At 69.5% G+C, this 25,239-nt stretch carries 25 protein-coding genes; 11 read left to right on the top strand and 14 right to left on the bottom strand.

The window, feature by feature from the left end; genetic code table 11:
- The first annotated feature begins 100 nt into the window (after positions 1–100).
- The 4 genes from EOJ32_RS14135 (at position 101) to EOJ32_RS14120 (ending at position 3,152) form a co-directional block, all read left to right on the top strand.
- Complete coding sequence (locus EOJ32_RS14135; RefSeq protein ID WP_127899001.1) at positions 101–1,870, top strand: BCCT family transporter; 1,770 nt, start codon at positions 101–103, stop codon at positions 1,868–1,870.
- A gap of 104 nt (positions 1,871–1,974) precedes the next feature.
- Positions 1,975–2,445 carry a hypothetical protein gene (locus tag EOJ32_RS14130; RefSeq protein WP_052715294.1) on the top strand — a complete coding sequence of 157 codons (471 nt, stop codon included), beginning with the start codon at positions 1,975–1,977 and terminating at the stop codon, positions 2,443–2,445.
- Position 2,446: 1 nt separating this feature from the next.
- Entirely contained in the window at positions 2,447–2,809 is a 363-nt protein-coding gene (locus tag EOJ32_RS14125; protein WP_045982928.1) for a cell division protein ZapA, read from the top strand.
- A 43-nt stretch (positions 2,810–2,852) separates the two neighbouring features.
- Positions 2,853–3,152: a hypothetical protein gene (locus EOJ32_RS14120; RefSeq protein ID WP_127899000.1), complete on the top strand. Its 300-nt coding sequence runs from the start codon at positions 2,853–2,855 to the stop codon at positions 3,150–3,152.
- Here the strand turns inward: EOJ32_RS14120 and EOJ32_RS14115 are convergent.
- Positions 3,149–3,925: an alpha/beta fold hydrolase gene (locus tag EOJ32_RS14115; protein WP_127898999.1), complete on the bottom strand. Its 777-nt coding sequence runs from the start codon at positions 3,923–3,925 to the stop codon at positions 3,149–3,151. The two genes, EOJ32_RS14120 and EOJ32_RS14115, sit on opposite strands and share 4 nt — an antisense overlap.
- Positions 3,926–3,979: 54 nt before the next feature.
- Between EOJ32_RS14115 and EOJ32_RS14110 the strand changes: the two genes are divergently transcribed.
- Positions 3,980–4,378 (top strand): hypothetical protein, encoded by a 399-nt coding sequence (locus tag EOJ32_RS14110; protein WP_240542444.1) that lies wholly within the window; start codon positions 3,980–3,982, stop codon positions 4,376–4,378.
- Between the two features lie 99 nt (positions 4,379–4,477).
- Complete coding sequence (locus EOJ32_RS14105) at positions 4,478–5,677, top strand: MFS transporter (RefSeq protein ID WP_127898998.1); 1,200 nt, start codon at positions 4,478–4,480, stop codon at positions 5,675–5,677.
- Here the strand turns inward: EOJ32_RS14105 and EOJ32_RS14100 are convergent.
- Positions 5,583–6,359, bottom strand: coding sequence for a DUF599 domain-containing protein (locus EOJ32_RS14100; protein WP_046001060.1), 777 nt, complete (start codon positions 6,357–6,359; stop codon positions 5,583–5,585). The two genes, EOJ32_RS14105 and EOJ32_RS14100, sit on opposite strands and share 95 nt — an antisense overlap.
- Before the next feature lie 91 nt (positions 6,360–6,450).
- On the opposite strand from EOJ32_RS14100, the gene EOJ32_RS14095 reads away from it, so the two are divergent.
- The 4 genes from EOJ32_RS14095 (at position 6,451) to EOJ32_RS14080 (ending at position 10,797) form a co-directional block, all read left to right on the top strand.
- Positions 6,451–7,908 carry an FAD-linked oxidase C-terminal domain-containing protein gene (locus tag EOJ32_RS14095; protein WP_127899412.1) on the top strand — a complete coding sequence of 486 codons (1,458 nt, stop codon included), beginning with the start codon at positions 6,451–6,453 and terminating at the stop codon, positions 7,906–7,908.
- The gene (locus EOJ32_RS14090; RefSeq protein WP_127898997.1) at positions 7,898–8,935 is read left to right on the top strand and encodes an FAD-binding protein; all 1,038 of its coding nucleotides are present in this window, start codon (positions 7,898–7,900) and stop codon (positions 8,933–8,935) included. Before EOJ32_RS14095 ends, EOJ32_RS14090 begins: the two co-directional genes overlap by 11 nt.
- Complete coding sequence (glcF, locus tag EOJ32_RS14085) at positions 8,935–10,230, top strand: glycolate oxidase subunit GlcF (protein WP_046001058.1); 1,296 nt, start codon at positions 8,935–8,937, stop codon at positions 10,228–10,230. Before EOJ32_RS14090 ends, glcF begins: the two co-directional genes overlap by 1 nt.
- A gap of 114 nt (positions 10,231–10,344) precedes the next feature.
- Positions 10,345–10,797 (top strand): Hsp20 family protein, encoded by a 453-nt coding sequence (locus EOJ32_RS14080; protein WP_045982934.1) that lies wholly within the window; start codon positions 10,345–10,347, stop codon positions 10,795–10,797.
- A 96-nt stretch (positions 10,798–10,893) separates the two neighbouring features.
- On the opposite strand, the gene recR is transcribed toward EOJ32_RS14080, so the two are convergent.
- From recR to EOJ32_RS14025, 11 genes are all read right to left on the bottom strand, one after another.
- Positions 10,894–11,493 carry a recombination mediator RecR gene (recR, locus tag EOJ32_RS14075; RefSeq protein WP_127898996.1) on the bottom strand — a complete coding sequence of 200 codons (600 nt, stop codon included), beginning with the start codon at positions 11,491–11,493 and terminating at the stop codon, positions 10,894–10,896.
- A gap of 5 nt (positions 11,494–11,498) precedes the next feature.
- Positions 11,499–11,843, bottom strand: coding sequence for a YbaB/EbfC family nucleoid-associated protein (locus EOJ32_RS14070; protein WP_045982936.1), 345 nt, complete (start codon positions 11,841–11,843; stop codon positions 11,499–11,501).
- A 3-nt stretch (positions 11,844–11,846) separates the two neighbouring features.
- Positions 11,847–13,631, bottom strand: coding sequence for a DNA polymerase III subunit gamma/tau (locus EOJ32_RS14065; RefSeq protein ID WP_127898995.1), 1,785 nt, complete (start codon positions 13,629–13,631; stop codon positions 11,847–11,849).
- A gap of 55 nt (positions 13,632–13,686) precedes the next feature.
- Positions 13,687–14,346: an HAD family phosphatase gene (locus tag EOJ32_RS14060; RefSeq protein WP_046001056.1), complete on the bottom strand. Its 660-nt coding sequence runs from the start codon at positions 14,344–14,346 to the stop codon at positions 13,687–13,689.
- Positions 14,347–14,437: 91 nt separating this feature from the next.
- The gene (locus EOJ32_RS14055) at positions 14,438–16,459 is read right to left on the bottom strand and encodes a bifunctional sugar-binding transcriptional regulator/dihydroxyacetone kinase subunit DhaK (protein ID WP_127898994.1); all 2,022 of its coding nucleotides are present in this window, start codon (positions 16,457–16,459) and stop codon (positions 14,438–14,440) included.
- Positions 16,456–17,118: a dihydroxyacetone kinase subunit DhaL gene (dhaL, locus tag EOJ32_RS14050; protein ID WP_127898993.1), complete on the bottom strand. Its 663-nt coding sequence runs from the start codon at positions 17,116–17,118 to the stop codon at positions 16,456–16,458. Before dhaL (EOJ32_RS14050) ends, EOJ32_RS14055 begins: the two co-directional genes overlap by 4 nt.
- A 57-nt stretch (positions 17,119–17,175) precedes the next feature.
- Positions 17,176–18,927, bottom strand: coding sequence for a dihydroxyacetone kinase subunit DhaL (gene dhaL, locus EOJ32_RS14045; protein ID WP_127898992.1), 1,752 nt, complete (start codon positions 18,925–18,927; stop codon positions 17,176–17,178).
- 11 nt (positions 18,928–18,938) lie between these two features.
- Entirely contained in the window at positions 18,939–19,694 is a 756-nt protein-coding gene (locus tag EOJ32_RS14040) for a GolD/DthD family dehydrogenase (protein WP_127898991.1), read from the bottom strand.
- Positions 19,695–19,756: 62 nt separating this feature from the next.
- Positions 19,757–20,737: a substrate-binding domain-containing protein gene (locus EOJ32_RS14035; protein WP_205963219.1), complete on the bottom strand. Its 981-nt coding sequence runs from the start codon at positions 20,735–20,737 to the stop codon at positions 19,757–19,759.
- Positions 20,738–20,795: 58 nt separating this feature from the next.
- The gene (locus EOJ32_RS14030) at positions 20,796–21,803 is read right to left on the bottom strand and encodes an ABC transporter permease (protein WP_232303354.1); all 1,008 of its coding nucleotides are present in this window, start codon (positions 21,801–21,803) and stop codon (positions 20,796–20,798) included.
- Between the two features lie 50 nt (positions 21,804–21,853).
- Positions 21,854–23,335 carry a sugar ABC transporter ATP-binding protein gene (locus EOJ32_RS14025; RefSeq protein ID WP_127898989.1) on the bottom strand — a complete coding sequence of 494 codons (1,482 nt, stop codon included), beginning with the start codon at positions 23,333–23,335 and terminating at the stop codon, positions 21,854–21,856.
- 199 nt (positions 23,336–23,534) lie between these two features.
- Between EOJ32_RS14025 and EOJ32_RS14020 the strand changes: the two genes are divergently transcribed.
- Positions 23,535–24,038, top strand: coding sequence for a cell wall hydrolase (locus EOJ32_RS14020; RefSeq protein ID WP_045984169.1), 504 nt, complete (start codon positions 23,535–23,537; stop codon positions 24,036–24,038).
- 7 nt (positions 24,039–24,045) lie between these two features.
- On the opposite strand, the gene EOJ32_RS14015 is transcribed toward EOJ32_RS14020, so the two are convergent.
- The gene (locus EOJ32_RS14015; RefSeq protein ID WP_127898988.1) at positions 24,046–24,975 is read right to left on the bottom strand and encodes a bile acid:sodium symporter family protein; all 930 of its coding nucleotides are present in this window, start codon (positions 24,973–24,975) and stop codon (positions 24,046–24,048) included.
- Positions 24,976–25,239 lie beyond the last annotated feature (264 nt).

The following is a 25,239-nucleotide window of genomic DNA, read 5'->3' as shown; positions in this document are numbered from 1 at the left end:
TTTCTGACCGAAATGTGAGAAGGAGTGAGCCTCCGCGGCGGATTTCCGCCAAGGGTCCAAGGACCTGCCACCCGTTCGAGACCAAATCTGAAAGGGACAGATGTCACAAACACCACCGAAAGGTCCGGGAACGCCGGGCACCCCCCGCGACCGGACGCGCGAACAGGACGCCCTGAGCGGCCGTTACCCGTCCCATGCCCCCAAGGCCCCGCCGCCCAAGGCAGAGCCTGCACCCGCCCCCGATGACGGCATCGAGCCGCTGCCCGAGCCCGAAGGCCCGACAGAGATCATCGAGACCGACTATACCATCGGTCAGGACAACATCGAGCATCAGGGCAAGGTGCCCTTCGACATCCACAACCCGGTCTTCGGCATCTCTGCCGCGGCGGTGGTGCTGTTCACCGTTGCCACGCTGATGTTTCCCGGCCAGCTGGAACCCCTGTTCGGGGGCATCCGCGACGGGCTGACATCGAACCTGGACTGGTTCTTCATGCTGGCCGGCAACGTCTTCGTGCTGTTGTGCCTGGCGCTGATCGTGTCGCCGCTTGGCCGGATCCGTCTTGGCGGACCCGAAGCCACGCCCGATTTCAGCCTGACCGGCTGGTTCGCGATGCTGTTTGCGGCGGGCATGGGCATCGGCCTGATGTTCTATGGGGTCAGCGAACCGCTGGGCCATTTCGAGGCCGCGTTGGGCGGTCCGGTGACCGAGGGGGGCGTGCGCACCGACTGGGCCCCGCTGGGCGGCGCCGTCGACGACCCCGAGGCCGCGCGCGGCATCGGCATGGCCGCGACGATCTTCCACTGGGGTCTGCACCCCTGGGCGATCTATGCGATGGTGGCGCTGGCACTGGGCCTGTTCGCCTACAACAAGGGGCTGCCGCTGACGCTGCGCGCGGTCTTCTATCCGATCTTCGGCGAACGGATCTGGGGCTGGCCGGGCCACATCATCGACATCCTGGCGGTGCTGGCCACGATCTTCGGCCTTGCGACCTCGCTGGGTCTGGGCGCAGAACAGGCGATGGCCGGGCTGGCCTATCTGTTCGGGTTCCAGAACACCGGCCTGAACAAGATCCTGCTGATCGTCGGCATCACCTTCGTCGCCGGGGCCTCGGTCGTCCTGGGCGTGGAAAAAGGCGTCAAGCGCCTGTCCGAGCTGAACATGATCCTGGCCATCGTGCTGCTGATCTTTGTCATCGCGGTGGGGCCGACCATGGCCATTCTGGGCGGCTTCTTCAGCAACCTGGGCGCCTATGGTGCGGAGCTGATCCCGCTGTCGAATCCCTTCGGCCGCACTGACGACAACTTCCGCCACGGCTGGACCGCGTTCTATTGGGCATGGTGGATCAGCTGGTCGCCCTTCGTCGGCATGTTCATCGCCCGCGTCAGCCGCGGCCGCACCGTGCGGCAGTTCCTGATCGCGGTGCTGATCGTGCCGTCGCTGATCTCGATCCTGTGGATGACGGCGCTTGGCGGCACGGCCATCGACCTGACCGTCAGCGGCTTCTCGGGCATCCTGGATGCGCCGCTGGAACTGGAGCTGTTTACCATGCTGGGGCAGCTGCCCTTGGCCTCCATCACCTCGCTGGTGGGGATCGTGCTGGTGATCGTGTTCTTCGTGACCTCGTCGGACAGCGGATCGCTGGTCATCGACACGATCGCGGCGGGCGGCAAGATCAACGCCCCCGTCCCGCAGCGCATCTTCTGGGTCGCCATCGAAGGGGCGGTCGCCATCGCCCTGCTGGTGGGCGGCGGCCTGGTCGCGTTGCAGGCGATGGCGGTGTCGACGGGCTTTCCCTTCGCCATCGTGCTGCTGGGCGCGTGCTATGCCCTGGTCAAGGGCCTGATGGCCGAGCATCGAGAGCTGCGCTGACCCCTGGATAATCGAAAGGAACGGGCGGGTTTTCCCGCCCGTTCTTGTCTTACCGGGCCCGCAATGCGAAAACGTCTTTCAGACGCCACCAAAGGATCCGCGCCATGAGCGACATCACTGCCAGCGAACGCAGGCTGCGCGCCGCGCTTGACCGGATGGATAAGATGCTTGACGTGCCCCCACGTCCGGCCGAAGCGGCGGCACCAGCCCCGTCCAGCGCCGCCGATGACGGCGCCCTGGCCGAGCTGCAGGCCCGTCTGGACGCCGCGACGGAACAGGCCGCGGGCCTGTCCGCCGCCAACGAGGAACTGATCACCGCCAACCGCGACCTTCTGGAGGCGCAGGAGACCGGCGGCATCGGGGCCGACGAACAGATGGCCGCCCTGCAGGCCGAACTGTCCGCCCTGCGCGCCGCCCGCGCCGCCGAGATGGCGCAGATGAGCGAGATCATGGCAGAGCTGGAGCGCCTGCTGGCCGACGAACCGCCGATCCTGGACGGCGCCGTGCCGGACGAGGCCGGGGGCGATGCGGGCGGTCTGCCCGAGGATCTGCCGCCCAACCATGAGGAGCGCTGACATGGCCGAGGTCGAATTCACCATCGGACACAAGGAATACCGCGTCGGCGCCGCCGATGGCGAGGAACGCCTGCTGCAACGCGCCGCCGCCATCCTGGACGGAGAGGCGCGCCAGATCCTGGAACAGGCCGGTCGCGTCCCGGAGCCGCGCCTGCTTCTGTTGGCCGGGCTAATGCTGGCCGACCGTTTCGCTACGCTGGAGGATCGCGCCGAAAAGGCCGAACGCCACATCAATCGGCTGCAGCAGAACCCGCCCCGCGTCGAGGTTCCAGTGATTCCCTCTGACCTGCGAGAGGCGATGGCCGAACTGGCCGCCCGCGCCGAATCGCTGGCCGACCGGCTGGAGGAGCAGCGGCAGGATTAACCTGCGGTTAACCTTGCCGGGCGATGATGGGGGCATGATGCGCATGACCGTCCCCCTTGTCCTGATGCTGGCCCTGTCGGGCTGCACCACCCCGTCGCCCGGCTTTCTGGCCGCCGCGCGTCAGGACGTGACGGTCGACGGCATGCGCTTTGCCGTCTATCCCCGCGGGACCGAGGCGCAGGTAATCAGGCTGGACCGCCTGCGCCGCGCCGATCGCGGCCGTATGCCCGACCTGATGATGCGCGCGGCCGCCCAAGCCACCGGATGCCGGCCCATCGACAACAGCCTGACGCCGCAGGGCGGCCCCCATTCGGCCGTCGCACTGGTCGATCTGCGCTGCTAGCGGCCGTCGCCCAGAAAACTGACCAGCGTTTCGGCCACGGCCTCGGGCGCGTCGGCATGCAGCCAGTGCCCGGCATCCTTCAGCGTGACGATGCGCACCTGCGGAAAATGGGCGCGCAGGGCGGCCTCTCCGGCATCGGCGACATAATCGGACCGCGCCCCGCGCAGGGCCATGACCTTGCCGGGAAAGCTGCCTTGCGGCAGGTCGTCGGGCCAGCCCACGATCTGCGGCATCGCCGCGCGCAGCGCGGGCAGGTTCAGCTTCCACGCGGGCGGCGTGGCCTTGAGGTCCAGGTTCTGCAGCAGGAACGCCCGCACGCCCGGTTCGGGCACGTCCGCGGCCATCGCCGCATCGGCCTGGCTGCGACGGGTGATCGCGGACAGATCCAGCGCCTCCATCGCGTCGATATAGCGGGTCTGGTCATGGTCGTAAGCGACGGGCGCGATGTCCATGATCACCAGCCGCCGCACCAGGTCGGGCTGCGTCAGCGCCAGCACCATCGCCGCCTTGCCGCCCATCGAATGGCCGACCAGATCGACCCGCCCGCCCAGATCGCCGATCAGTCGGGCCAGATCGCCCGCCAGCGCGGCATAGTCGGCATCCATGTCCTGGGGGCTGTCGCCGTGGTTGCGCAGGTCGACCGTGACCACGCGGCGCGTCTGTGCCAGCCTGCGGGCCTGCGCGCCCAGGTTGCGGCCCTGGCCGTACAGTCCGTGCACCAGCAGGACGGGAAGGGCGCCTTCGGGGCCCGCGACGGTGTGATTCAGCTTCATGCGGGCAGCTTACGGCGTCTGGCGCGCGGCTGCCATCCCGTCTATCCTGACCCGATGATGCGCAAGGGTCACAGCTTCGAAGACATTCCCGTCATGGCCGACGAGATCGCGGTCCTGATCGCGTCCCGGTTCGGCGGCGCCCGGCGCGGCGAACGGCCGCCGCTTTCCGTGATGCTGAACCGCCGCGGGGGGGCGCTGCCGGCGCGCCTGCGCCGTCGTGCGGCCCGCCTGGCCGAGGCCGACCGCCTGTCGGCCCAGCCCAAGGTCGCGCGGCAGCTGCCCGCCGAGCGTCTGGCGCGCGATCACGCGGCGCTGGCCGCGCATCTGCGCCCCTTGGGCGAGATCACCCGCTGGCAGGGCAGGGCGGTCAGCTTTGGCGCCTCGGTCGCGTTCGGGGTGCTGGTGGTGGCCGCGCTGGCGATCTGGGTCGCGGTTCAGCGCGGGCTGCTGTGACGCCTTGCACATGATGCAAGGCTGACCTGTCCGCGCAGGGCTTGCCAAACCCCGCCCAAGCTGGTGTGAGGGCTAACACCCCCGTCCCAGGAACTCCGCATGACCTCTACCCCTGATTTTCGCGCCGCGATCCTGGCGCTGGCGCTTGGCGCGTTCGCCATCGGCACGTCCGAATTCGCGGCCATGGGCCTGCTGCCCTATTTCGCCGCCGACCTGGCCCTGACCGAACCGCAGGCCGGTCACGTCATCAGCGCCTATGCCCTTGGCGTCGTGGTCGGCGCGCCGGTCACCGCGATGCTGGGCGCGCGGCTGCCGCGCAGGCGCTATCTGGCGGCGCTGATGGCCTTTTACGGCGTCGTGAACCTGCTGGCGGCCTTCATGCCGGGCCTGGCGACGCTGGTCGGGGTGCGGTTCCTGGCCGGCCTGCCGCATGGCGGCTTTCTGGGCGTCGCGATGCTTTACGCGGCGGACGCGCTGCCCGTGGGACAGCGGGCCCGGGGCGCGGCACGGGTGCTGCTGGGGCTGACCATCGCCAACATCGTCGGCGTGCCGCTGGCGGGCTGGATGGGGCAAAGCATCGGCTGGCGGTGGGGCTTTGCGCTTCCCGGCGTGATCGCGCTGCTGTCGGCGTGGCTGATCCTGCGCGTGGCGCCGCGCGTCGGTGGCAATCCCGACGCCCGCCCGTGGGACGAACTGGCGGCGCTGCGCAACCCGCGCGTCCTGTGGGTGCTGGCCGTGGGGGCCATCGGGTTCGGCGGGCTGTTCGCGGTCTATGCCTTCATGACGGCGGCGATCCTGGCCACCACCGACGCGCCGGGATACGTGATCCCGCTGACGCTGGCGGCCTTCGGCGTGGGCGGCACCTTGGGCACCTGGGGCGCCGGCCGCCTGACCGAGATCCTGGGCATCGACCGTGCGGCATTCGCCAGCTTGGCCGCGATGGCCGCGACCCAGGGGTTCGCAGCCCTGGTCGTGGGCAGCTGGCCGCTGATGGTGCTGTCGTCCTTCCTGATCGCCGCCGGTGCGGGGCTGGTCATTCCGCTGCAGACGCGGCTGATGGACGTGGCGGGGTCGGCCCAGAACATGGCGGCGGCGATGAATCACGCGGCCTTCAACGCGGCCAACGCGCTTGGGCCCTTCCTGGCCGGGCTGGCGCTGGCGGCCGGATGGGGGTGGCGCGCGCCGGGGCTGGTGGGCGTGGCGCTTACGGCCGCGGGGGCGGTGGTGCTGACGATCGCTGTCCGACAGGACCGGAAAGCCCGGCGGACAGCATCGGGGGCGGCAGCGACCGCAGGATGACCTGGCGCGAGGTCGACGCGAACTCGCGCCGCCACGTGACCCACAGCACGATCGCCGTGCCCAGCATCAGCGTCCAGGCACCGGTCAGCCAGCCAAGCGCGCCAAGCGCGAAATAGACGCTGCGCAGCCCGGCGTTGAAGCTGCGGGCGGCGGTGATGTTCAGGTCGGCCGCCTGCATGGCGCGGTCCATCGTCTCGGGGTGGTCGGCGCGGTTCGGGACCGCCGCCATCATCACCGCGCAATAGCCGAACAGCCGGTGCGCCCAGACGAACTTGAGGAACGCGTTCACCACGAAGAACATCGGCACCAGCAGGCGCAGTTCCCACCCCGTGCCGGCGGTGGGCGTCAGCTCCAGCCCGCTGGCGACGCTGCGCAGCCGCTCGCCGTTGCCGATCAGCGCCAGCAGGCCGCCCGTGGCGATCATGCAGGCGCTGGCAAAGAACGCCGTCCCCTCGCGCAGGCTGGCCAGGATGTTGCCGTCGAAGATGCGCGGGTCGCGCTCGACGAAATGGCGCATCCATTCCCGGCGATAGCGCGTCATCAGCACCGAAACCGACGGCCGCCCCGCCGGCGGGCGTTCGGTGAACCAGCCGATCCCCAGCCAGGCGACGAACAGGAACGCCAGCGCGGCCATGTCGCGCAGGGCCATCGGAGCGGCGGAAATCTGGTCCAGCAGGTTCATGCCGCGACATTAGGGCCGGACGTCGCGCCTTGAAACCCCCCGTGACGCGGCATACCGTCGGGACGACAGGCAGGGAGGAGAACCGGCCATGATGCAGATGCCCCCACCCGACGCGACGGTCCTGTCGCGCAGGCAGGCGATCACCGAGGCGCTGAAGGCGGCCTTGCCCGGCGCGGTCATCGACGACCCGGCGGAAACGCGGGCCTATGAATGCGATGCGCTGTCGGCCTATCGCTGCGCGCCTCTGGCCGTGGTCCTGCCCCGCAGCACCGAGGAGGTGTCGCGCCTGCTGCGCCTGTGCCACGACCTGCGCGTGCCGGTGGTGCCGCGCGGCGCGGGGACAAGCCTTGCGGGCGGGTCCATGCCCACCGCGGATGCCGTCGTCATCGGCCTGTCGCGCATGACCGACGTGCTGGAGATCGCCCCCGGCGACCGGCTGATCCGGGTCCAGGCGGGGCGCACCAACCTGTCGGTATCGGGTGCGGTGGACGGGCTGGGCTTCTTCTATGCGCCCGATCCGTCCAGCCAGCTGGCCTGCGCCATCGGCGGCAACATCGCCATGAATTCGGGCGGCGCGCATTGCCTGAAATACGGGGTCACCACCAACAACCTCCTGGGCGTCACGGTCGTGCTGATGGACGGCTCGGTCGTGCATCTGGGCGGCCCGATGGGCGAGGGGCCGGGGCTTGATCTTCTGGGCGTCGTCTGCGGGTCCGAGGGCCAGCTGGGCATCGTGACCGAGGCGACCCTGCGCATCCTGCCCAAGCCCGCAGGCGCGCGGCCCGCGCTGATCGGCTTTGCCGCAGCCGAGACCGCGGGCGCCTGCGTCGCTGCGATCATCCGCGCGGGCATCATCCCGGTCGCGATCGAGTTCATGGACGCCCCCTGCATCAAGGCGACCGAGGAGTTTTCGGGCGCGGGCTATCCCGACTGCGAGGCGTTGCTGATCGTCGAGGTCGAGGGCACGGGCCCCGAGATCGACGAACAGCTGACCCTGATCCGCGACATCGCCATGACCTTCGACCCGGTCGAGTTCCGCGAGAGCCGGTCCGACGACGAATCCGCCCGCATCTGGAAGGGCCGGAAATCGGCCTTTGGCGCGATGGGCAGCATGGGCGACTATATCTGCCTGGACGGCACGATCCCGGTGACGGCCCTGCCCACGGTCCTGGCGGGCATCGGCGATCTGTCGCGGCAATACGGGTTGGCCGTGTCGAACGTGTTTCACGCGGGCGACGGCAACATGCACCCCCTGATCATCTATGACGCCAACAAGCCGGGCGATCTGGACCTGGCCGAGGCGCTTGGCGCCGACATCCTGCGGCTGTGCATCAAGGTCGGCGGCTGCCTGACCGGCGAACATGGCGTGGGCATCGAAAAGAGAGACCTGATGAGCGAACAGTTCGCCCCCAACGACCTCGAGGCGCAGATGCTGGTCAAGGATGCGTTCGATCCGCACTGGCTGTTGAACGCGGCCAAGGTCTTTCCCTTGGACGTTAGCGCCCCGCGCCGCGACCGCCGCCTGAACCGGCCCGCCGATGCGGCCTGAGACCGAGGGCCAGCTGGCCCAGATGATCCGCGACGCCCGTGGCCCGATCGCCGTGACCGGTGGCGCCACGCGCCTGTGGCCCGGAGAGGGGCAGGGGGACCGGATCGACACGACCGCCCTGACCGGCGTGACGCTGTACGAACCCGAGGCGCTGACGCTGGTCGTCCGTGCGGGCACCCCGGTGGAGGAAGTGCGCCAGACCTTGGCCGCCGAAGGCCAGATGCTGGGGTTCGAACCCCCGGTCACGACCGGCTCGACCATCGGCGGCGTGGCCGCGACGAATGCCAGCGGCCCGCGCCGGGTTCAGGCCGGGGCCGCGCGCGACGCGATGATCGGCGTCCGCTTCGTGGACGGGCAGGGCCAGATCGTCAGCAATGGCGGGCGGGTGATGAAGAATGTCACCGGCTATGACCTGGTCAAGCTGATGGCTGGCAGCCGCGGTACCCTGGGCGCGCTGACCGAGATCAGCTTTCGTACGGCCCCCATCCCGCCCGTGACCGCGACCCTGGCTTTGCCGGACCTGGACGCCGCGGCCGCCATCCCGGCCCTGTCCAGCGCGCTTGGCGGCCCCTTCGACGTGTCCGGTGCGGCGTGGCTGCCCGGCCACGGCGCGCTGATCCGGGTCGAGGGGCTGGCGGCATCGGTCAAGGCACGCGCGGCGGACCTGACCGCGCGCCTGTCCGACTTCGGTACCGTGCAGGAGGGCGACCCGGAGGCCTGGGATCTGCTGTGCCGGACCAGCCACCACCCCGACCTGGACACCTGGCGCATCACCTGTCGGCCAAGCGAGGCGCCGGCCCTGCTGGCGCGCCTGCCGGAACCCCGGTCGCTGGACTGGGGCGGGGCATTGATCCATGTCCGCCTGCCGCGCGGGCAGATGCCCGACCTGCCGACCTTTTCGGGCCATGCCCGCCGCATCAGCGGCGCGCCGGGCATCCTGCCCGCCCCCGACCCCCTGACCGACCGGCTGGAGCGTGACCTGCGGGCACGGTTCGACCCGCGCGGCCTGTTTGGAAATCTTGCCTGATGCAGACCCATTTCTCGCCCGAACAGCTGTCCGACCCGCTGACCGCGCGGTCGAACAAGATCCTGCGGACCTGCGTGCATTGTGGCTTTTGCACGGCGACCTGCCCGACCTATCAGGTCTTGGGAGACGAGTTGGACAGCCCCCGCGGCCGTATCTACTTGATCAAGGAGATGCTGGAATCCGGCCGGCCGGCGGACGAAAAGACGGTCAAGCATATCGACCGCTGTCTGGGCTGCCTGTCCTGCATGACGACCTGTCCGTCGGGCGTGCATTACGGTCACCTGCTGGAACATGCACGAGAGCATATCGAGGAGACCTATCGCCGTCCCGTCGCTGACCGCTTCCTGCGGTGGGTGCTGAAATTCGTGCTGCCGCATCCGGGCCGGTTCCGGCTGGCGCTGATGGGCGCGCGGATCGCGCGGCCTTTCAAGGGGCTGATGCCGGACCGCCGCCTGCGCGCGATGCTGGACATGGCGCCCAGGTCGATCCCCCCGGTCAGCCGAAACGACGACGGCCAGACCTTCCCGGCGCAGGGCACCCGTCGCGCGCGGGTCGCGCTGATGGTCGGCTGCGCGCAGCGGGCGCTGAACACCGACATCAATGATGCCACCATCCGCCTGCTGCAGCGGGCGGGGGTCGAGGTGGTGATCCCGCAGGATTTCGGCTGCTGCGGCGCGCTGACCCTGCATATGGGGCAGGAGGCCGACGGCAAGGCCCGCGCCCGCGACAGCATCCGCCGCCTGCTTGCGGCCGAAGAGGGGGGTGCATTGGACGCGGTGATCATCAACACCTCGGGCTGCGGAACGACGATCAAGGATTACGGGCACCTGTTCAAGGGCGACCCGATGGAGGCCGACGCGCGCCGTGTCGCGGGCCTGGCCCGTGACGTGACCGAGTTCCTGGTCGGGCTGGGCCTGCCCGCGCGGGCAGGCGATCAGGGGCAGGGAATGCGCGTTGCCTATCATTCGGCCTGTTCGCTGCAGCACGGCCAGCAGATCCGGTCGGCGCCCAAGGACCTGCTGTCGGGGATGGGCTTCACCGTGCTGGAGCCCGCGAACCCGCATCTGTGCTGCGGGTCGGCGGGGACATATAACCTGCTGCAGCCGGAACTGTCGTCGGAGCTAAAGGCGCGCAAGGTCGAGACGCTGGAGGCGGTCGCACCCGAGGTGATCGCGGCGGGCAATATCGGCTGCATGATGCAGATCGGCGGCGGGACGCAGGTGCCGGTGGTGCATACGGTCGAACTGCTGGACTGGGCCACGGGCGGGCCGAAACCTGCCGCATTGGGGTCTTGAAACGCGGTTCGAGCGATCTAGATTCAGGAAACCGGCGGCCATGACGGCGTCGGTTTCCCTGCCCGCCCGGTTTCGGGGGGCAACTCTGACATCGCTTTGAACAGGATGTGACACATGCGTAATTTCGACCTGACCCCGCTGTACCGGGCCTCTGTCGGCTTCGACCGTCTGGCCGACGTCATGGACCGCGCCATGACCGCTGACGTGGCCAGCACCACCTATCCCCCCTACAACATCGAGAAGACCGGCGAGGACGCCTATCGCATCTCGATCGCGGTGGCCGGCTTTGCCGCCGACGACCTGAACGTCGAGGTCCGCGATGGCGCCGTGATCGTGTCGGCCCGCAAGGCGGACGAGGACGAGGGCCGGACCTTCCTGCATCGCGGCATCGCCACGCGTGCGTTCGAGCGCAAGTTCACGCTGGCCGACCATGTCCGCGTCGATGGCGCCAGCCATGTCGACGGGATGCTGCATATCGACTTGGTCCGCGAGATCCCCGAGGCGCTGAAGCCGCGCCGGATCGAGATCGCCAAGACCCCGGCACGTGTCGGCAAGCTGGACGCCTGATCGCGTCCCGCGACGGCCGGGGGGCCAGCCCCCCGGACCCCCCGTCCGCCCAAGATCCGATGGAAAGGCCGCGTCCCCCGACGCGGCCTTTTGTCGTTACAGCCTGCGGCGCGCGCGCAAGGCGGCGGTGATGGTGCCGTCGTCGAGGTAATCCAGCTCTCCGCCGATGGGCACGCCCTGGGCCAGGCCCGTCACCGTCACCGGTGACCCCTCCAGCACATCGGCGATGTAATGCGCGGTGGTCTGACCGTCGACGGTGGCGTTCAGCGCCAGGATCACCTCGGTGATGCTTTCGTCGTCAATGCGCGCCAGAAGGGTGGGGATCCCCAGGTCCTCCGGTCCCACATCGTCCAGCGCCGACAGCGTGCCGCCCAGCACGTGATAGCGGCCGCGAAAGGCCCGGCCGCGTTCCAGTGCCCACAGGTCGGCCACGTCCTGAACCACGCAGATCTCTCCGGTTGCGCGGGCCGGATCGGTGCAGATCGCGCATTCGTCACGGTCGGTGATGTTGCCGCAGACCACGCATTCGCGCGAGTTCTGCGCCACCCGGTCCAGCAGTTGCGACAGCTGCACCATCTGCTGGCTGCGCCGGCGCACCAGCTGCAGCACGATGCGGCGGGCGGATCGCGGGCCCAGCCCGGGCAGCCGCGCCATCAGCGCGATCAGCGCCTGGATGTCGTCGCTGCCCTGTTCCATGCCGCTCAGAAGGGCAGCTTCATGCCGGGGGGCAGGCCCAGGCCTTCGGTCATGCGCGACATCTCGGCCTGCATCTTCTCCTCGGCGGCGCGTTGGGCGTCCTTGATGGCGGCCAGAATCAGGTCCTCGACCACCTCCTTCTCCGACGGCACGAAGATCGACGGGTCGATCTCCAGCGCGGTCAACTCGCCCTTGGCGGTGCAGGTCGCGCGCACCAGGCCCGCGCCGGATTCGCCGGTGACGGTGATGCGGGCCATGTCCTCCTGCATCTGGCCCATCTTGTCCTGCATGTCCTTGGCGGCCTTCATCATCTTGGCCATGTCGCCAAAGCCGCCCAATCCCTTGATCATCGTTCAGTCCTCATCCTCGAAGGGGTCCCATTCCTCAACCTCGGCCACCGGGCCTTCGGTTCCGTCATGGGGATTGGCCGCACCCTCGGGCAGGTCGGCGACCTGGGCCTCCGGGGCGACGCGGGTGATGCCGGTCAGGGTCGCGCCGGGAAAGGCGGCCAGCACCTGCTGCACGATGGGCAGGGCCAGCGCACGGTCGCGGTCGGCACGGGCCTGCGCCTCGCGGGTTTCGGCGATGGTGGGGGCGCCGTCCTCGTTCGTGATGGTGACGGCCCACCGCTGTCCGGCGGTCCAGCCGCGCAGGCGCTCGGCCAGCCGCTGCGCCAGATCGGCGGGCGGGTTGTCGCGGGGCTGATACTCGATCCGCCCGGGGCTGTAGCGCACCAGCGACACGTGGCGTTCCACCAAGACCAGCAGCGTCATGTCGCGCATCCGGGTGATCAGCTCGATGACGGACGCGAAATCGGGGTAGCTCTCGACCAGTTCGGGCGTCACGGCCAGGGCATGCGCCGCGGCGCCGTGCGCCTGGACCGCCGGCGCGGGGCGGGCGCGGCGCATCGCCTGCGGGGCTTGGGCCGCGGGCGCGCCCGCCACCGAAGGTCCGCGCGCGAACTCTCCTGCCGTCTGTGCCTGCTGGACGCGGCGGATCAGCGCCTCGGGGTCGGGCAGGTCGGCGACATGGGTCAGGCGGATGATCGCCATCTCGGCGGCCATCATCGCGTTGGGCGCGGCGGAGACCTCCTCCAGCGCCTTCAGCAGCAACTGCCACATCCGCGACATGACCCGCATCGGCAGCCGGTCGGCCAGGTCCTTGCCCCGCGACCGTTCGTCCGGAGAGATCGTCGGATCCTCCAGCGCGTCCGGCGTGATTTTGACGACGGAAATCCAGTGCACGATCTCGGCCATATCGCGCAGCACCGCGACCGGATCGGCGCCATCGGCATATTGCGACTGCAACTCGGTCAGCGCCGATGCAGCGTCGCCGCGCATCACCATCTCGAACAGGTCGATCACGCGGCCGCGGTCGGCCAGGCCCAGCATCGCGCGCACCTGGTCTGCGGTGGTCTCGCCCGCGCCATGGCTGATCGACTGGTCCAGCAGGCTGGTCGCATCGCGGGCCGATCCCTCTGCGGCGCGGGTGATCAGCGCCAGCGCGTCGTCGGTGATCGTCGCACCCTCAGCCGCGGCGATCCGGCGCAGCAGGGCGATCATCACCTCGGGCTCGATCCGGCGCAGGTCGAAGCGCTGGCAGCGTGACAGGACGGTCACCGGCACCTTGCGGATCTCGGTCGTGGCAAAGATGAACTTCACATGCGGGGGCGGCTCCTCCAGCGTCTTCAACAGCGCGTTGAACGCGCTGGTCGACAGCATGTGGACCTCGTCGATGATGTAGATCTTGTAGCGCGCGGACGCGGCCCGGTAATGCACCGATTCGATGATCTCGCGGATGTCGCCCACGCCGGTGCGGGACGCGGCATCCATCTCCATCACGTCGACATGGCGGCCTTCGGCGATCGCCACGCAATGCTCGCACACGCCGCAGGGTTCGGTCGTGGGGCCGCCCTGGCCATCTGGGCCAATGCAGTTCATGCCCTTGGCGATGATGCGCGCGGTGGTCGTCTTTCCGGTGCCGCGGATGCCCGTCATGATGAAGGCCTGCGCGATGCGGTCGGCGGCGAACGCGTTCTTCAGCGTGCGGACCATCGCGTCCTGTCCGACCAGGTCGGCGAACGTTTCGGGCCGGTATTTCCGGGCCAGAACCTGGTAGGCGGGCTTGGTGTCGGTCATCGATCCCTCGGGCACAGCGCCACCTTAGCGGGGCGCCGCGGGGGCCACAACCGGGTCAGGCAGCCAGCAGGCCGATGCCCCGGGCGCCCGCGATCAGGTCGGTCGCCAGAAAGTCAGCGTTCTCTCCCGACAGGGGCACCATGTCGGGCACCTGCACGACCGTCATCCCGGCCGCGCGTGCGGCGATGGCGCCGACATCGCTGTCCTCGAAGGCCAGGCAGCGGGCAGGCTCGATCCCAAGCCGCCGGGCCGCCAGCAGATAGACGTCGGGGGCGGGCTTGGGGCTGGGCACGTCGCTGCGCGTCACCACGATGTCAAAGCTGTCGGTCAGCCCCGCCGCCGCCAGCTTTTCCCGGGCCTGATCGCCGGTGCTGGAGGTCGCGATGGCAAAGGGCAGTCCCGCCGCCCGCAGCGCGTCTAGCAGCGTGTGGACATGCGGGCGCAGCGGGATGCCGTCGCGGTCGCGCCGTTCGATCATCGCCTCGGCCCACATCCGGTCCAGGTGCGGAAAGTCGAAATCCGCGCCCAGGTGGTCGCGCAGGATCCCGCGCGAGGTCGGCTCGTCGATGCCCACCAGCGATGCCAGCAGCCCGTCGGGGGCCACGCGCCCCATGCGGGCCAGCGCCGCCTCTCCGGTCTCGATGGTCATCTGTTCGGTGGCCAGCAGGGTGCCATCCAGATCAAAGATCACGGCATCGAAACGGCGGGCGGTCATGGGTCATCCTTTCAGGTCTGTCAGGCGCTAACATGGCGATTTGCGCGGCGATCGGCAAGGCATGGCTGGGTTGCAGGCCGCGACGGGCCACCTAGGGCTGCGTCCAGGCCGGGGAATGGCAGGGGTGGTCGATCAGGGCGGTCAGTTCCTCGTCCAGGTGCAGCGCGGTGATCGACACGCCCGCCATGTCCAGCGAGGTGTAGTAATGTCCGATCAGCGTGCGATGCACCTGCACGCCCCGTGCGCGCAGACGTTCACGCAGCCGGCGGTTCAGGATGTACAGCTCCATCTTGGGCGTGCCGCCAAGCGAATTCACCAACAGGGCGACCCGGTCGCCCTCGGCGGGGCGCATCTCGTCCAGGATGCGGTCCACGATCAGGTCGGCGGCGCCGTCCGCGCTGGCCAGGGGCGCACGGGCGATGCCGCGTTCGCCATGCACGCCCACGCCGATCTCCATGTCACCTGCGCCAAGCCGAAAGCTGGGCTTCTGGCTGTCAACGGACGCGCCCGGTTCCAGCGCAATCCCCATCGTGTAGCAGCGCTGGTTGGCGCGCAGCGCCAGCCCCGCGCAGGTTTCCAGCGGCAGCATCCGGTCGCAGGCGGCCCCCGCGACCTTGAAGACGAAGACATTGCCCGCCACCCCGCGCCGCGCCGCCCGCGTGTCGACGGGGGCCGAGGCGATGTCGTCGGTGGTCACGATGGTGCGCACCGGCACGCCGCGGGCGGCGGCCATCTCGGCCGCCATCTCGAAGTTCATCAGATCGCCCGAGAAGTTGCCGAAGATGTGCAGCACGCCCGCCCCGCCATCCGCGGCCAGCGTCGCCGCCAGGATCGGGTCGGGCGGCGGTGCGGCAAAGACGTTGCCGATCGCCACCGCATCCGCCAGCCCGCGCCCGACATAGCCGAAGAACCCCGGCTCGTGCCCCGACCCGCCGCCGATGACCAGGCCGACCTTTCCGGCCCGAGGGGCGCCCGTGGCCCGCAGGGCGCGCGGCGCGCCGGTGATGGGGGCCAGCATGTCCTCATGCGCCAGCAGCGCGCCGGCCACCGTCTCGTTCACGGCGTCCTGGGGGCGGTTGATGAACTTCTTGACCCGCAGGCGTTCGGGCAGGGGCTGGGCTGCCTGGTCGCGGCGCCGCGCAGGCGTGTCGTCATGCCCTTCGGAGGTCAGGATGGCGCGGGCGGTGTCGGCATCGGTCACCATCACGTTGATGTAGTTCCCGCGCAGCGCGGCCAGGATCGCCTGGACCTTGTCCATGCCGCCTGCAACGCCGATCCGGCAGGGCACGGACCGCAGACCGCCCAGGTCGATGCCGATGGTCCGCCCCTCCAGCGGACCGTCGACGGGCTGGCCCTGGGCGTCGATCAGCCGCCCCGCGATGCTGCCCACCGCGGCGTGGTAATGGGCGTGCATGGCCACGTCGTCGAAAAAGCCGCTGCTGTGGATGGTGCTTTCCGGCCGCAGCGAGGAAATGCCCAGCACGATCCGGTTGGCCTGCGCCAGCACAGCCATCTGTTCGGCGACCACCGGCTCTCGCAGCAGCAGCGCGCGCATGTCGGGCGACGACACGATCGCCGGGGCCGAGATCGGGATGCACCGCGCGCCCATCGATTCCGCCAGCCGCGTCGCGCAGGCTTCGGGCGTCCAGGGGATCTTGGCGGTGGTCCCGCCCGTCGCCTGCACCACGCGCAGGTCCTGCAGCCCGGCGCGGTCGACGCGACTGGCCATCGACAGGACGGTCCGTCCCCAGGTCACCGCGATCGTGTCGGCCGATCGCGCCAGCCGCGACAGCACCTGTGCCGCGGCCGCGCCAAGCCGGTCGATCAGCGGGCTGTCGCCGCCTTCGGACGGGATCACCAGGCAGTCGGTCAGGCCGAAATGGTCCTGCATCGCCTGCGCCAGGCTCAGCGCGCGGAACCGTTCGGGGTCGATCTCGATCGAGACGATGCCGCGGGTGCGCGCATCCGCCAGATAAGCGTTCACCGAGGCGCGGGACACGCCCATCTGGGTTGCGATGTCGCCCTGGGTCAGGCCCTCCTGGTAATACAGCCAGGACGCCCACAGCAGCGGGTCCTCGCCAAAGCGCAGGGGCTGGCGGGGGGTGGTGGTCATGGGCGCGACCCCTCCGCACGGCGCCGGGCCCAGTGCGCGAGGCTGTCCAGCAGCGCCGCGGCAGATACCGCGCCGGGGTCCAGATGGCCCACGCTGCGCGGTCCAAGGCGGGCGGCGCGGCCGCGGCTGGCCATCATCGCGCGCGTCGCCTGTGCGCCGTCGGCTGCGGCACGAGCCGCGGCGGCCAGCACCTCGGCCGCGGGCTGGCCCGCCTGCAGGCCTGCGCGGGCGGCATGGGCGGCAGGCGCCCAGGCATCGACCATGGTCTTGTCGCCGGGCTTGCCCTGGCCGCGGGCGGCGATCCCCTCGGCCATGGCGACGATGACCTCTGGCAGGCGGGACAGGGGCACCTGCGTCTCGGCGCCAAGCGCCGACGCGGCGCGCAGCAGGGCGCTGGCATAAAGCGGGCCGGTCGTGGCGCCCACCGCGTTGTGCAGGGACGACGCGGCCAGCGTCAGCCCCTGTGCCAGCGTCTGGTCCGCCTCGCCCGCCTCGCCCAGGGCGCGCGCCGCGGCGGCAAAGCCCCCGGCCATCGCCACGCCGTGATCGGCATCGCCGATCTCTCCGTCCAGTTCGGCCAGATAGGATTGTTCCGCGGCCATGCGCTCGGCCAGGCTGCGGAACAGGTCGGTCAGATCATGGCGCGAGAACGTCTGCATGTCGGACCTCATTGGCACGGCCCGCCGCAGGGTTGCAAGCGGTCCCGGAACGGCACGTCACGGCTGCGACAGGCGGCGTTCCACGCTGTCGGCCAGTGTCGTCAGGATCAGGCAGCAGGACGTCGCCCCGGCATCGGGCACCCCCCGCGACCGTTCGCCCAACCGCGCCGCGCGGCCCAGCTTGGCGACCATGTCGACGGTGCTGTCGCGCCCCTGCTGCGCCGCCCGCGCCATCGCCCGCAAGGAGGCGGCGAACCCGTCGGGTCGTGCCGCGTCGAAGGCCGCAATGGCCGGGTCCAGGCAGTCGATCAGGGTCTTGTCGCCGACCTTGGCGGCGCCGGTGGCGGTGACGGCGGACAGCCCGGCCTGCAGCATGGTCAGGAACCCGTCCGCGTCGATGGCGGCGCGGTCGCGGATGGTGCGGCCCATGTCGCGGAACATAAAACCGTAAAGCGGCCCCATCGATCCGCCGATCTCGGACATCAGCACGTCCGACAGCACCAGGAAGGCCCCGTCCAGCGGCTGGCCCGACAGGCGTTCGGCCGCGCGGCCAAAGCCCTTGGCCATGTTGATCCCGTGATCGCCGTCGCCGATCAGGCCGTCCACCTCGGACAGGTGCGCCTTCTTGGCGACGATCACCGCGGCCAGTTCCGCCACGATGTCGCCCGATTGCGCGACGGACAGGCGGGGATGGCCCGCGGCCTCGGGCGCGCGGGGGGCGGTGTCGGCGGCCGCGGCGGCGGCGCGGTGGCGCGGACCACCCGCCAGGGCGCCCACCGGCGCGGGCCGTGTGCCCGCGACGGTCAGGCCGGGCGCCGCGCAGTCCATGTCCAGCAGGTGCTTCAGGTCGTCGTCAAGCGCCATGACCGTTAGCGTGGCCCCCACCATCTCCAGCGAGGTGAAATAGTTTCCGACGAAGGCCCGGTGCACCCGCAGGCCCGCGCGTTCCATCCCGACCTCGATCCGGTCGTACAGCACATAGAGCTCGTTCACGGGGGTCGCGCCCAGGCCCGAGACCAGCACTGCGACCTCGGTTCCGTCGGGCAGGGCGTGATCGTCCAGCACGATCCGGACCATGTCGTCGGCGACCTGGTCGGCGGTCTTCAGCGCTTCGACCCGTGTGCCGGGTTCGCCGTGATGGCCGATGCCGACCTCCATCGTGCCGGGCGCGATCTGGAAGTTCGGATGGCCCACCGCGGGCAGGGTGCAGGGGCCAAGGCCCACGCCCACCGACCGGCAGGCGTCGATCGCCCGCTGGGCCGCGGCCCGAACCTCGGCCAGGGTGCCGCCAAGCGCGGCCTTGGCGCCGCCGATCTTCCACATGAAGATCTCTCCGGCCACGCCGCGGCGCTTGGCGCGTTCGGATGCGGGGGCGGAACAGACGTCGTCATTGGCCACCACGGTCGCGACCTCGATCCCGTCCTCGGCCACCATGCCCGCGGCCATGCGCACGTTCATGTTGTCGCCCGCATAGTTGCCGTAGAGGACCGCGACCCCGGCACCGCCATCGGCGGCCCGGATCGCATCGGCAAAGCTTTTCGCGGTGGGTGACGAGAACAGCTCTCCGACGGCCACGGCATCGACCAGGTTGCGGCCCGCATAGCCGATGAAGGCCGGCTCATGCCCCGACCCGCCGCCGGTCACGATGCCGACCTTGCCGTCCTGGGGCGCAAAGCGCGACAGGACCACACGCGGGTTGGCCGGGTCCTTGCGCACCAGGTCGCGATGCGCCTTGATGAAGCCCGCCACCGTCTCGTCGACGATGTCGTCGGGGTCGTTGACGAAACGCTGCATCGCCTTGGTCGTCATGTCGTCCCCCATCATCGCACCGTGTATCCGCCGTCGACCAGCAGGTCGACGCCGTTGATCATCGCCGCCGCGTCCGATGCCAGGAACACCGCCGCAGCGGCGATCTCGTGGGGTTCGGCAAAGCGGCCGGCGGGGATCAGTGCCTTCATCGCCTCGCCCCTGGGGCCCTCCCAGGCCTTGCGGCCCAGATCGGTCATCACCACGGTCGGAGAGATGGAATTGACGGTGATCCCGTGCCCGCCCCATTCCAGCGCCAGCGTCTTGGTCACGCCGACGATGCCGAACTTCGACGCGCAATAGGCGACATGCCCCTCGATCGCGACCGAGCCTGCCTGGCTGGCCAGATTGATGATGCGCCCGCCCTTGGCCCGCGCGATCATCCCGCGCCCCACGGCCTGCGCCATCAGGAAGCTGCCGGTCAGGTTGACGGCGATGGTGCGCGTCCAGGCGCCGTCGCTCAGATCCTCGGCCGGGGCCAGGTCCACGATGCCCGCGGAATTGACCAGAATGTCGATGCCGTCAAAGGCCTGCGTCACCGCATCGACGGCCGCGCCGATGCTGGCCGCGTCGGTCACGTCGCAGGCAAAGGCCTGCGCGTCGGGCAGGGCGGCCGCGGCATTCGTCGCGGCGGCCAGGTTCATGTCCAGCAGCGCGACGCGCGCGCCCTGGGCGGCAAAGGCCTGCGCGATGGCGGCGCCGATGCCCGATCCGGCACCCGTCACCACGGCGGTCCGGCCGCCCAGGCTGAAATCAAGTGAAGCGGCCATCCGCAGTCCTTTCGTGGGTCAGGTGGCCCCTCCGGCAGGCGTGCCGCCGAAGGGGGTGGTCGTTACTGGCGCGTGGCCAGCAGTGCGTCGACGTTCTCGGCCGTCACCGGGGTCCAGGGCACGTTGTATTCCTTGTCCGCGCCGTTGTTCCACGGCATGTCGGGATACTGTTCCCAGATCGCCGACATGGGCTCATAGTCGGGCTTGACCGCCTTGATCGCCACGTCGATCGAGCCCAGGGCCTGGGCCTCGCCGTCCTGCAGGATCGAATCCATCTGGCCCGCCTTGACCGCGTTCAGCGCGTCGGTCACCCCGTCCACGCCCGCGATCGCGAAATCGGCCACGTCCATGCCGGCGGCCTTGATCGCCTCGATGGCACCCAGGGCCATCTCGTCGTTCTGGCCGATCACGCCCTTGATGTCGTTGCCATGCGCAGTCAGCCAGTTCTCCATCAGGGCCTGCGCCTCGGCGCGCGACCAGTTGCCGGTCTGGCGTTCCAAGATCTTAACGTCGGGGCATTCGGCCAGGGCCTTCTCGTTGCCCTCGCCGCGCTGGATTTCGCCGGACTGGCCGATCGGGCCCTCGATGATGACCACCGCACCCTGGCAGCCCATCTTGTCCAGGACGGCCTTGGCCTCCAGATAGCCGGCCTCGACGTCGTTCGATCCGACATAGGCGGTCAGCAGGTCGCTGTTGACCCGCGCGTTCGATCCGACGACGGGGATGCCCGCATCGACGGCCAGCTGGACGGCGGTGGCGCCGGCCTCGACGTCCATCGGCGCAAAGACGATCGCGTCGAAGCCTTGGGTGATCATCGTCTCGAACTGGTCCTGCTGCACCAGCGCGTCATAGCGGCCGTCAAAGATGGTCAGCTCGACCATGCCGGATTCGACCGCCGGGTGCTTTTCGCCCGCCGCCGACCACAGCTGCATGAACTCGGCATTCAGGCCATAGGCGGCCATGCCAATCTTGATCGGGTCGTCCTGCGCCTGCGCCGCGCCCAGACCCAGGCCAAGCGCCAATGCGCTGGCCGTCATCATCATCTTCGTCGTCATCTGGTTTCCTCCCTCGGTGACACCATGTCCCGGCACGCGCCGGATCTCAGTCTTCGGTCTTGCGGGACCGGTCCAGCATGACGGCGGCCACGATCAGCGCCCCCTTGATCACCTGCTGGTAATAGGATTCGACCCCAAGCAGATCGAGGCCGTTGTTCATCACCCCGATCAGCAGCGCGCCGATGACGGTCCCGGTGACCCGGCCCACGCCGCCCGCCAGGCTGGTGCCGCCGATCACGACCGCCGCGATGGCGTCCAGCTCATAGGCGACACCCGCCTGGGGCAGGGCCGAGCCGGTCCGCGCGGCCAGGATCATCCCCGCGATGCCCGCCAGCGCGCCCGATATGGCATAGACCGAAAACCGGATGGCGCGGACGGGCAGGCCCGACACCTTGGCCGCATGGGGGTTGCCGCCCACCGCATAGACGTGGCGGCCAAAGCGGGTCCGGGTCAGCACGAAATGCGACAGCGCGAAGACCAGGCCGAACAGGATGATCGGCACCGGGATGCCCGCGATGTCGCCCGTCCCGATCCAGCGATAGCCGTCGGTCAGCGCCGGGACCGGCCGCCCGCCCGAATAGATCAGCGTCAGCCCGCGCGCCGCCGACAGCATGCCAAGCGTCGCGACGAAGGCCGGGACCGCAAAGCGCGCGACCGCGATCCCCGACAGCGCGCCCATCGCGGTGCCGGTGATCAGGCCCACAGCGATCGGGATCAGCGGCATGTAGGGCGCGCCGGGAATGAACCCCGCCGCCGAGGTCGTGGCGAAGCTGGCCGAGACCACGCCCACCAGCGCGACCACCGATCCGACCGACAGGTCGATGCCGCGCGTCAGGATGACGAAGGTCATCCCGATCGCCAGGATCCCGTTGATCGAGGTCTGGCGCAGCACGTTGATGATGTTGCGCGAGGTCAGGAAATTCTCGCTGACGATCGACAGCACGATGCACAGCAGCGCCAGCGCGATCAGGATGCCGTATCGCTGCGCGTCACGTCCGATCCGCGCCGGGATCATGCGGCGCGGCTGCGCTGCGGTCTTGATCTGGTCTTCCACCCTGTCTCTCTCCCGTTCATGCATCCGTCGACGGCGTCCGTCCCGGCGCGTCAGGCCGCCAGATGCAGCAGTTTCTCGGCCGACATCGCGGCGCGATCCAACTCGCCCGCCACGCGCCCGTCCCGCATGACGACCGCGCGGTCGGCCATGCCCAGCACCTCGTCCGTCTCGGATGACACCATGATGACCGCCCCGCCCGCGCGGGCGAAATCGGACATCACGCGATAGATCTCGCGCTTCGCGCCCACGTCGACGCCGCGCGTGGGTTCGTCCAGCAGCAGGATGCGCGGCTCGGTCAGGAACCACTTGCCCAGCACGACTTTCTGCTGGTTGCCGCCCGACAGATGCGCGACGTTCAGCCGGTCCGACGCGGTGCGGATGTTCAGCGTTTCGATCATCCTGGTGGCGGCGCGGCCCTCGGCGCGGGCGTTCATCACCGGGCCCGCGGACATGCGGTCCAGCGTGGCCAGGCACAGGTTCTCGCGCACGTCGCCGGTCAGGACCAGGCCGGATCGCTTGCGGTCCTCGGTCACATAGGCCAGCCCGGCCTCGATCGCCTCGCGCGGGGTGGTGATGCGGGCGGGGCGCCCGTCGATGGTCACGGTGCCGGCCGTCTCGGCCGACAGGCCGAACAGTCGGTCGAAGATCTCGGTCCGGCCCGACCCCATCAGGCCGTACAGCGCCAAGATCTCGCCCTCGTGCAGATCGAAGCTGACGTCCCGGACGCCGCGATCGGCGGCAAGACCCGCGACCGACAGCAGGCGGCGCGCCTGCGGGGTGTTCTCCTTGACGAACTCCTCGGTCAGGGGGCGGCCCACGACCAGCTGGATCAGGTGGTCCTTGTCGATGTCGGCCAGGCTGCCCGTCTCGACGAAGCTGCCGTCGCGGAACACGGTATAGCTGTCGCAGACGCCGAAGATCTCGGACAGGCGGTGGCTGACATAGATCACCCCCTTGCCGCGCGTCTTCAGCGTGTCGATGGCGGCGAACAGCTGGTCGGCCTCGGCCTCGCCCAGGGCAGAGGTCGGCTCGTCCATGATGATGACCTCGGCGTCATAGCTCAGCGCCTTGGCGATCTCGACCAGCTGGGTCTGGGCCACGGTCAGGTCCATCATCAGGCTGTCCGCGCGGATGCCGAACTGGAACCCGTCCAGCAGCGCCTGGGCGCGGCTGTTCATCTCGCGGAACGCGATGCGTCCGAACATCCCCACCGGTTCGCGGCCCAGATAGATGTTCTCGGCCACGGTCATGGCCGGGACGGGGCTCAGCTCCTGCTCGATGATCGAGATGCCGTGCGCCAGGGCCTGGGACGGGTTGTCGAACACCACCGGGTGGCCGTTGCGCAGCAGGGTTCCCGCATCGCGGTGATGGATGCCCATCAGGATCTTGAGGAAGGTCGACTTGCCCGCGCCGTTGCCGCCGCACAGCGCATGCACCGATCCCGGCTCTAGCCGGAACTGGCCTAGCTTCAGCGCGGGAACGCCGTCGAAGGATTTGCGAAAGCCCGAGGCCTCCAACAGCGGCGTGGTCATGTCGTCCCCCCATGCCGGACGCCCACCAGGCGTGCCGATACATATGTCAGTCTCCCTCTGACATTTGCACGCTAAGCGGCGCGGGTGACTTCTGTCAACAGGGATGTGACATAGTTCAGATGCGCTCTGGCAGTTGTCCGCGCGGCCCGCCTGCTGCTAAGCCTTGCGAAACAACAAGGCTGCAAGGGCAGGGACAGGCATGAGTTTTTCGAAGGGGATGCTGCGCGGCGCCGCGCTGCTGGCGGTGCTGTCGTCGTTGGCCGCCTGCGGCGGTTTCAAGCGTCAGAGCGAACTGGAATGCATGGAACGCGCCATGTATTTCGAATCGAACCGGTCCAGCCGGGACGGGATGATCGCCGTGGGCAGCGTGGTGATGAACCGCGTCCAGTCAGGCAACTATCCGCGGTCGGTCTGCGGCGTGGTGGGGCAGAAGAACCAGTTCGCGCCCGGCGTCCTGACGAAGCGGATGGACCGCGCGTCGGCCCCGCGCCTGCGCGAGGCGGCCGTGTCCGTGCTGCGCGGCGAACGCCATCCGATGATCCAGAACGCCCAGTTCTTTCACGCGGCCAGCTATCGCGCGTCCTACAACAACATGCATTACGTCGTGACGGCGGGCGGCAACGCGTTCTATGAACGCCGCCGCCCGGAACTGGTGACCCAGCCCCGCGTGCTGCCGCAGATCGAGGGCATCACGGGGCGCTGAGGCGGATCTAGCGGGCCTTCATCCGCGACAGGATGTTGGCCACCAGCGCGCCTGAAATGTTGTGCCACACGCTGAAGATCGCCGCCGGCACCGCCGTCAGCGGCGAGAAATAGGCGGTGGCCAGTGCCGCGGCCAGGCCCGAATTCTGCATGCCGGTCTCGATCGCGATGGCCTTGCGCGCGGCCAGGTCCAGCCCGGCCAGCCGCGCCGCGATGAACCCGATCAGATAGCCCAGCATGTTGTGCAGCACGACCACGGCAAAGATCATCAGCCCCGACTGGACGATCGCGCCCTTGGATGCGCCGACGACGGCGGCCACGATCAGCACGATGCCCGTCACGCTGACCAAGGGCAGGGCAGGCACCGCCGCGCGCACGAAGGCCGGCAGCAGCTTTTGCGCTGCAAATCCCAGGGCCAGCGGGAACAGCACGACCTTGACGATGGACTGGAACATCGCCCAGGCATCCACGGGCAGGTATTCGCTGGCCAGCATCAGCATCAGGAAGGGTGTCACGATCGGCGCCATCAATGTGGTCACGCTGGTGCAGGCGACCGACAGCGCCACGTCGCCCTTGGCCAGATAGGTCATCACGTTCGACGACGTGCCGCCGGGGCAGCAGCCGACCAGGAATACGCCCGCCGCGACCTCGGGGGACATCGGGATGATCATGGTCAGCGCCACCGCCAGCAGCGGCATGATCAGGAACTGCGACGCGACGCCCACGCCGACATTGACCGGGCGGCGCAGCACCTCGGCAAAGTCGCGCCCCGAGATGGTCAGCCCCATCCCGAACATGATGATCCCCAGCAGGGTGACGATCCAGGGTGTCAGCTGGCGGAACAGGTCGGGCAGCAGAAAGCCCAGGACCGCGAACAGGACGACCCAGGCCGCAAAGGTATTGCCGACGAACCGCGAAAGTGATGCCAATGATTTCACCGATGCCTCCTCTGGCACAGCTTTCCTGCGCCCTGACGTTTCGGCATGGGCCATAGTGCCGCCCGTGGCGGGCTTCAACCCGTGGTGGCGGAAAAACCGGCCCGGCGCCGTGAGTGGTCTGGTCCGCGCCAGCGCATCATCCCGGCCTGGAGGCACTCCGGTTGCGTCCCGGCCCGGCTGCGCGTGCGCGCCGACTGCGTCCTTGCCGCGCCCCCGGGCCGGCTGCCCCCCTGTGCGGTCCGGTCTGTGCCGGGCCGTCGGCGG

It is taken from the genome of Paracoccus sp. Arc7-R13, assembly GCF_004010775.1.
GTDB lineage: Bacteria > Pseudomonadota > Alphaproteobacteria > Rhodobacterales > Rhodobacteraceae > Paracoccus > Paracoccus marcusii.
Note: the sequence above shows the minus strand (reverse complement) of the source record. Positions and strands in the feature narration are given on the sequence as shown.

Coding starts and splice junctions, on each gene's coding strand:
- EOJ32_RS14065 (WP_127898995.1), bottom strand. CDS start 13,631: ATGACCGACACCAAGCCCGCCTACCAGGTTCTGGCCCGGAAATACCGG.
- EOJ32_RS14020 (WP_045984169.1), top strand. CDS start 23,535: ATGAGTTTTTCGAAGGGGATGCTGCGCGGCGCCGCGCTGCTGGCGGTG.
- EOJ32_RS14115 (WP_127898999.1), bottom strand. CDS start 3,925: ATGAAGCTGAATCACACCGTCGCGGGCCCCGAAGGCGCCCTTCCCGTC.
- recR (WP_127898996.1), bottom strand. CDS start 11,493: ATGGAACAGGGCAGCGACGACATCCAGGCGCTGATCGCGCTGATGGCG.
- EOJ32_RS14135 (WP_127899001.1), top strand. CDS start 101: ATGTCACAAACACCACCGAAAGGTCCGGGAACGCCGGGCACCCCCCGC.
- EOJ32_RS14090 (WP_127898997.1), top strand. CDS start 7,898: ATGCGGCCTGAGACCGAGGGCCAGCTGGCCCAGATGATCCGCGACGCC.
- EOJ32_RS14095 (WP_127899412.1), top strand. CDS start 6,451: ATGCAGATGCCCCCACCCGACGCGACGGTCCTGTCGCGCAGGCAGGCG.
- EOJ32_RS14070 (WP_045982936.1), bottom strand. CDS start 11,843: ATGATCAAGGGATTGGGCGGCTTTGGCGACATGGCCAAGATGATGAAG.
- dhaL (WP_127898993.1), bottom strand. CDS start 17,118: ATGCAGACGTTCTCGCGCCATGATCTGACCGACCTGTTCCGCAGCCTG.
- EOJ32_RS14125 (WP_045982928.1), top strand. CDS start 2,447: ATGGCCGAGGTCGAATTCACCATCGGACACAAGGAATACCGCGTCGGC.
- EOJ32_RS14080 (WP_045982934.1), top strand. CDS start 10,345: ATGCGTAATTTCGACCTGACCCCGCTGTACCGGGCCTCTGTCGGCTTC.
- EOJ32_RS14105 (WP_127898998.1), top strand. CDS start 4,478: ATGACCTCTACCCCTGATTTTCGCGCCGCGATCCTGGCGCTGGCGCTT.
- glcF (WP_046001058.1), top strand. CDS start 8,935: ATGCAGACCCATTTCTCGCCCGAACAGCTGTCCGACCCGCTGACCGCG.
- EOJ32_RS14025 (WP_127898989.1), bottom strand. CDS start 23,335: ATGACCACGCCGCTGTTGGAGGCCTCGGGCTTTCGCAAATCCTTCGAC.
- EOJ32_RS14110 (WP_240542444.1), top strand. CDS start 3,980: ATGATGCGCAAGGGTCACAGCTTCGAAGACATTCCCGTCATGGCCGAC.
- EOJ32_RS14100 (WP_046001060.1), bottom strand. CDS start 6,359: ATGAACCTGCTGGACCAGATTTCCGCCGCTCCGATGGCCCTGCGCGAC.
- EOJ32_RS14055 (WP_127898994.1), bottom strand. CDS start 16,459: ATGACCACCACCCCCCGCCAGCCCCTGCGCTTTGGCGAGGACCCGCTG.
- EOJ32_RS14060 (WP_046001056.1), bottom strand. CDS start 14,346: ATGACCGCCCGCCGTTTCGATGCCGTGATCTTTGATCTGGATGGCACC.
- EOJ32_RS14130 (WP_052715294.1), top strand. CDS start 1,975: ATGAGCGACATCACTGCCAGCGAACGCAGGCTGCGCGCCGCGCTTGAC.
- EOJ32_RS14120 (WP_127899000.1), top strand. CDS start 2,853: ATGACCGTCCCCCTTGTCCTGATGCTGGCCCTGTCGGGCTGCACCACC.
- EOJ32_RS14040 (WP_127898991.1), bottom strand. CDS start 19,694: ATGGCCGCTTCACTTGATTTCAGCCTGGGCGGCCGGACCGCCGTGGTG.
- EOJ32_RS14035 (WP_205963219.1), bottom strand. CDS start 20,737: ATGATGATGACGGCCAGCGCATTGGCGCTTGGCCTGGGTCTGGGCGCG.
- dhaL (WP_127898992.1), bottom strand. CDS start 18,927: ATGACGACCAAGGCGATGCAGCGTTTCGTCAACGACCCCGACGACATC.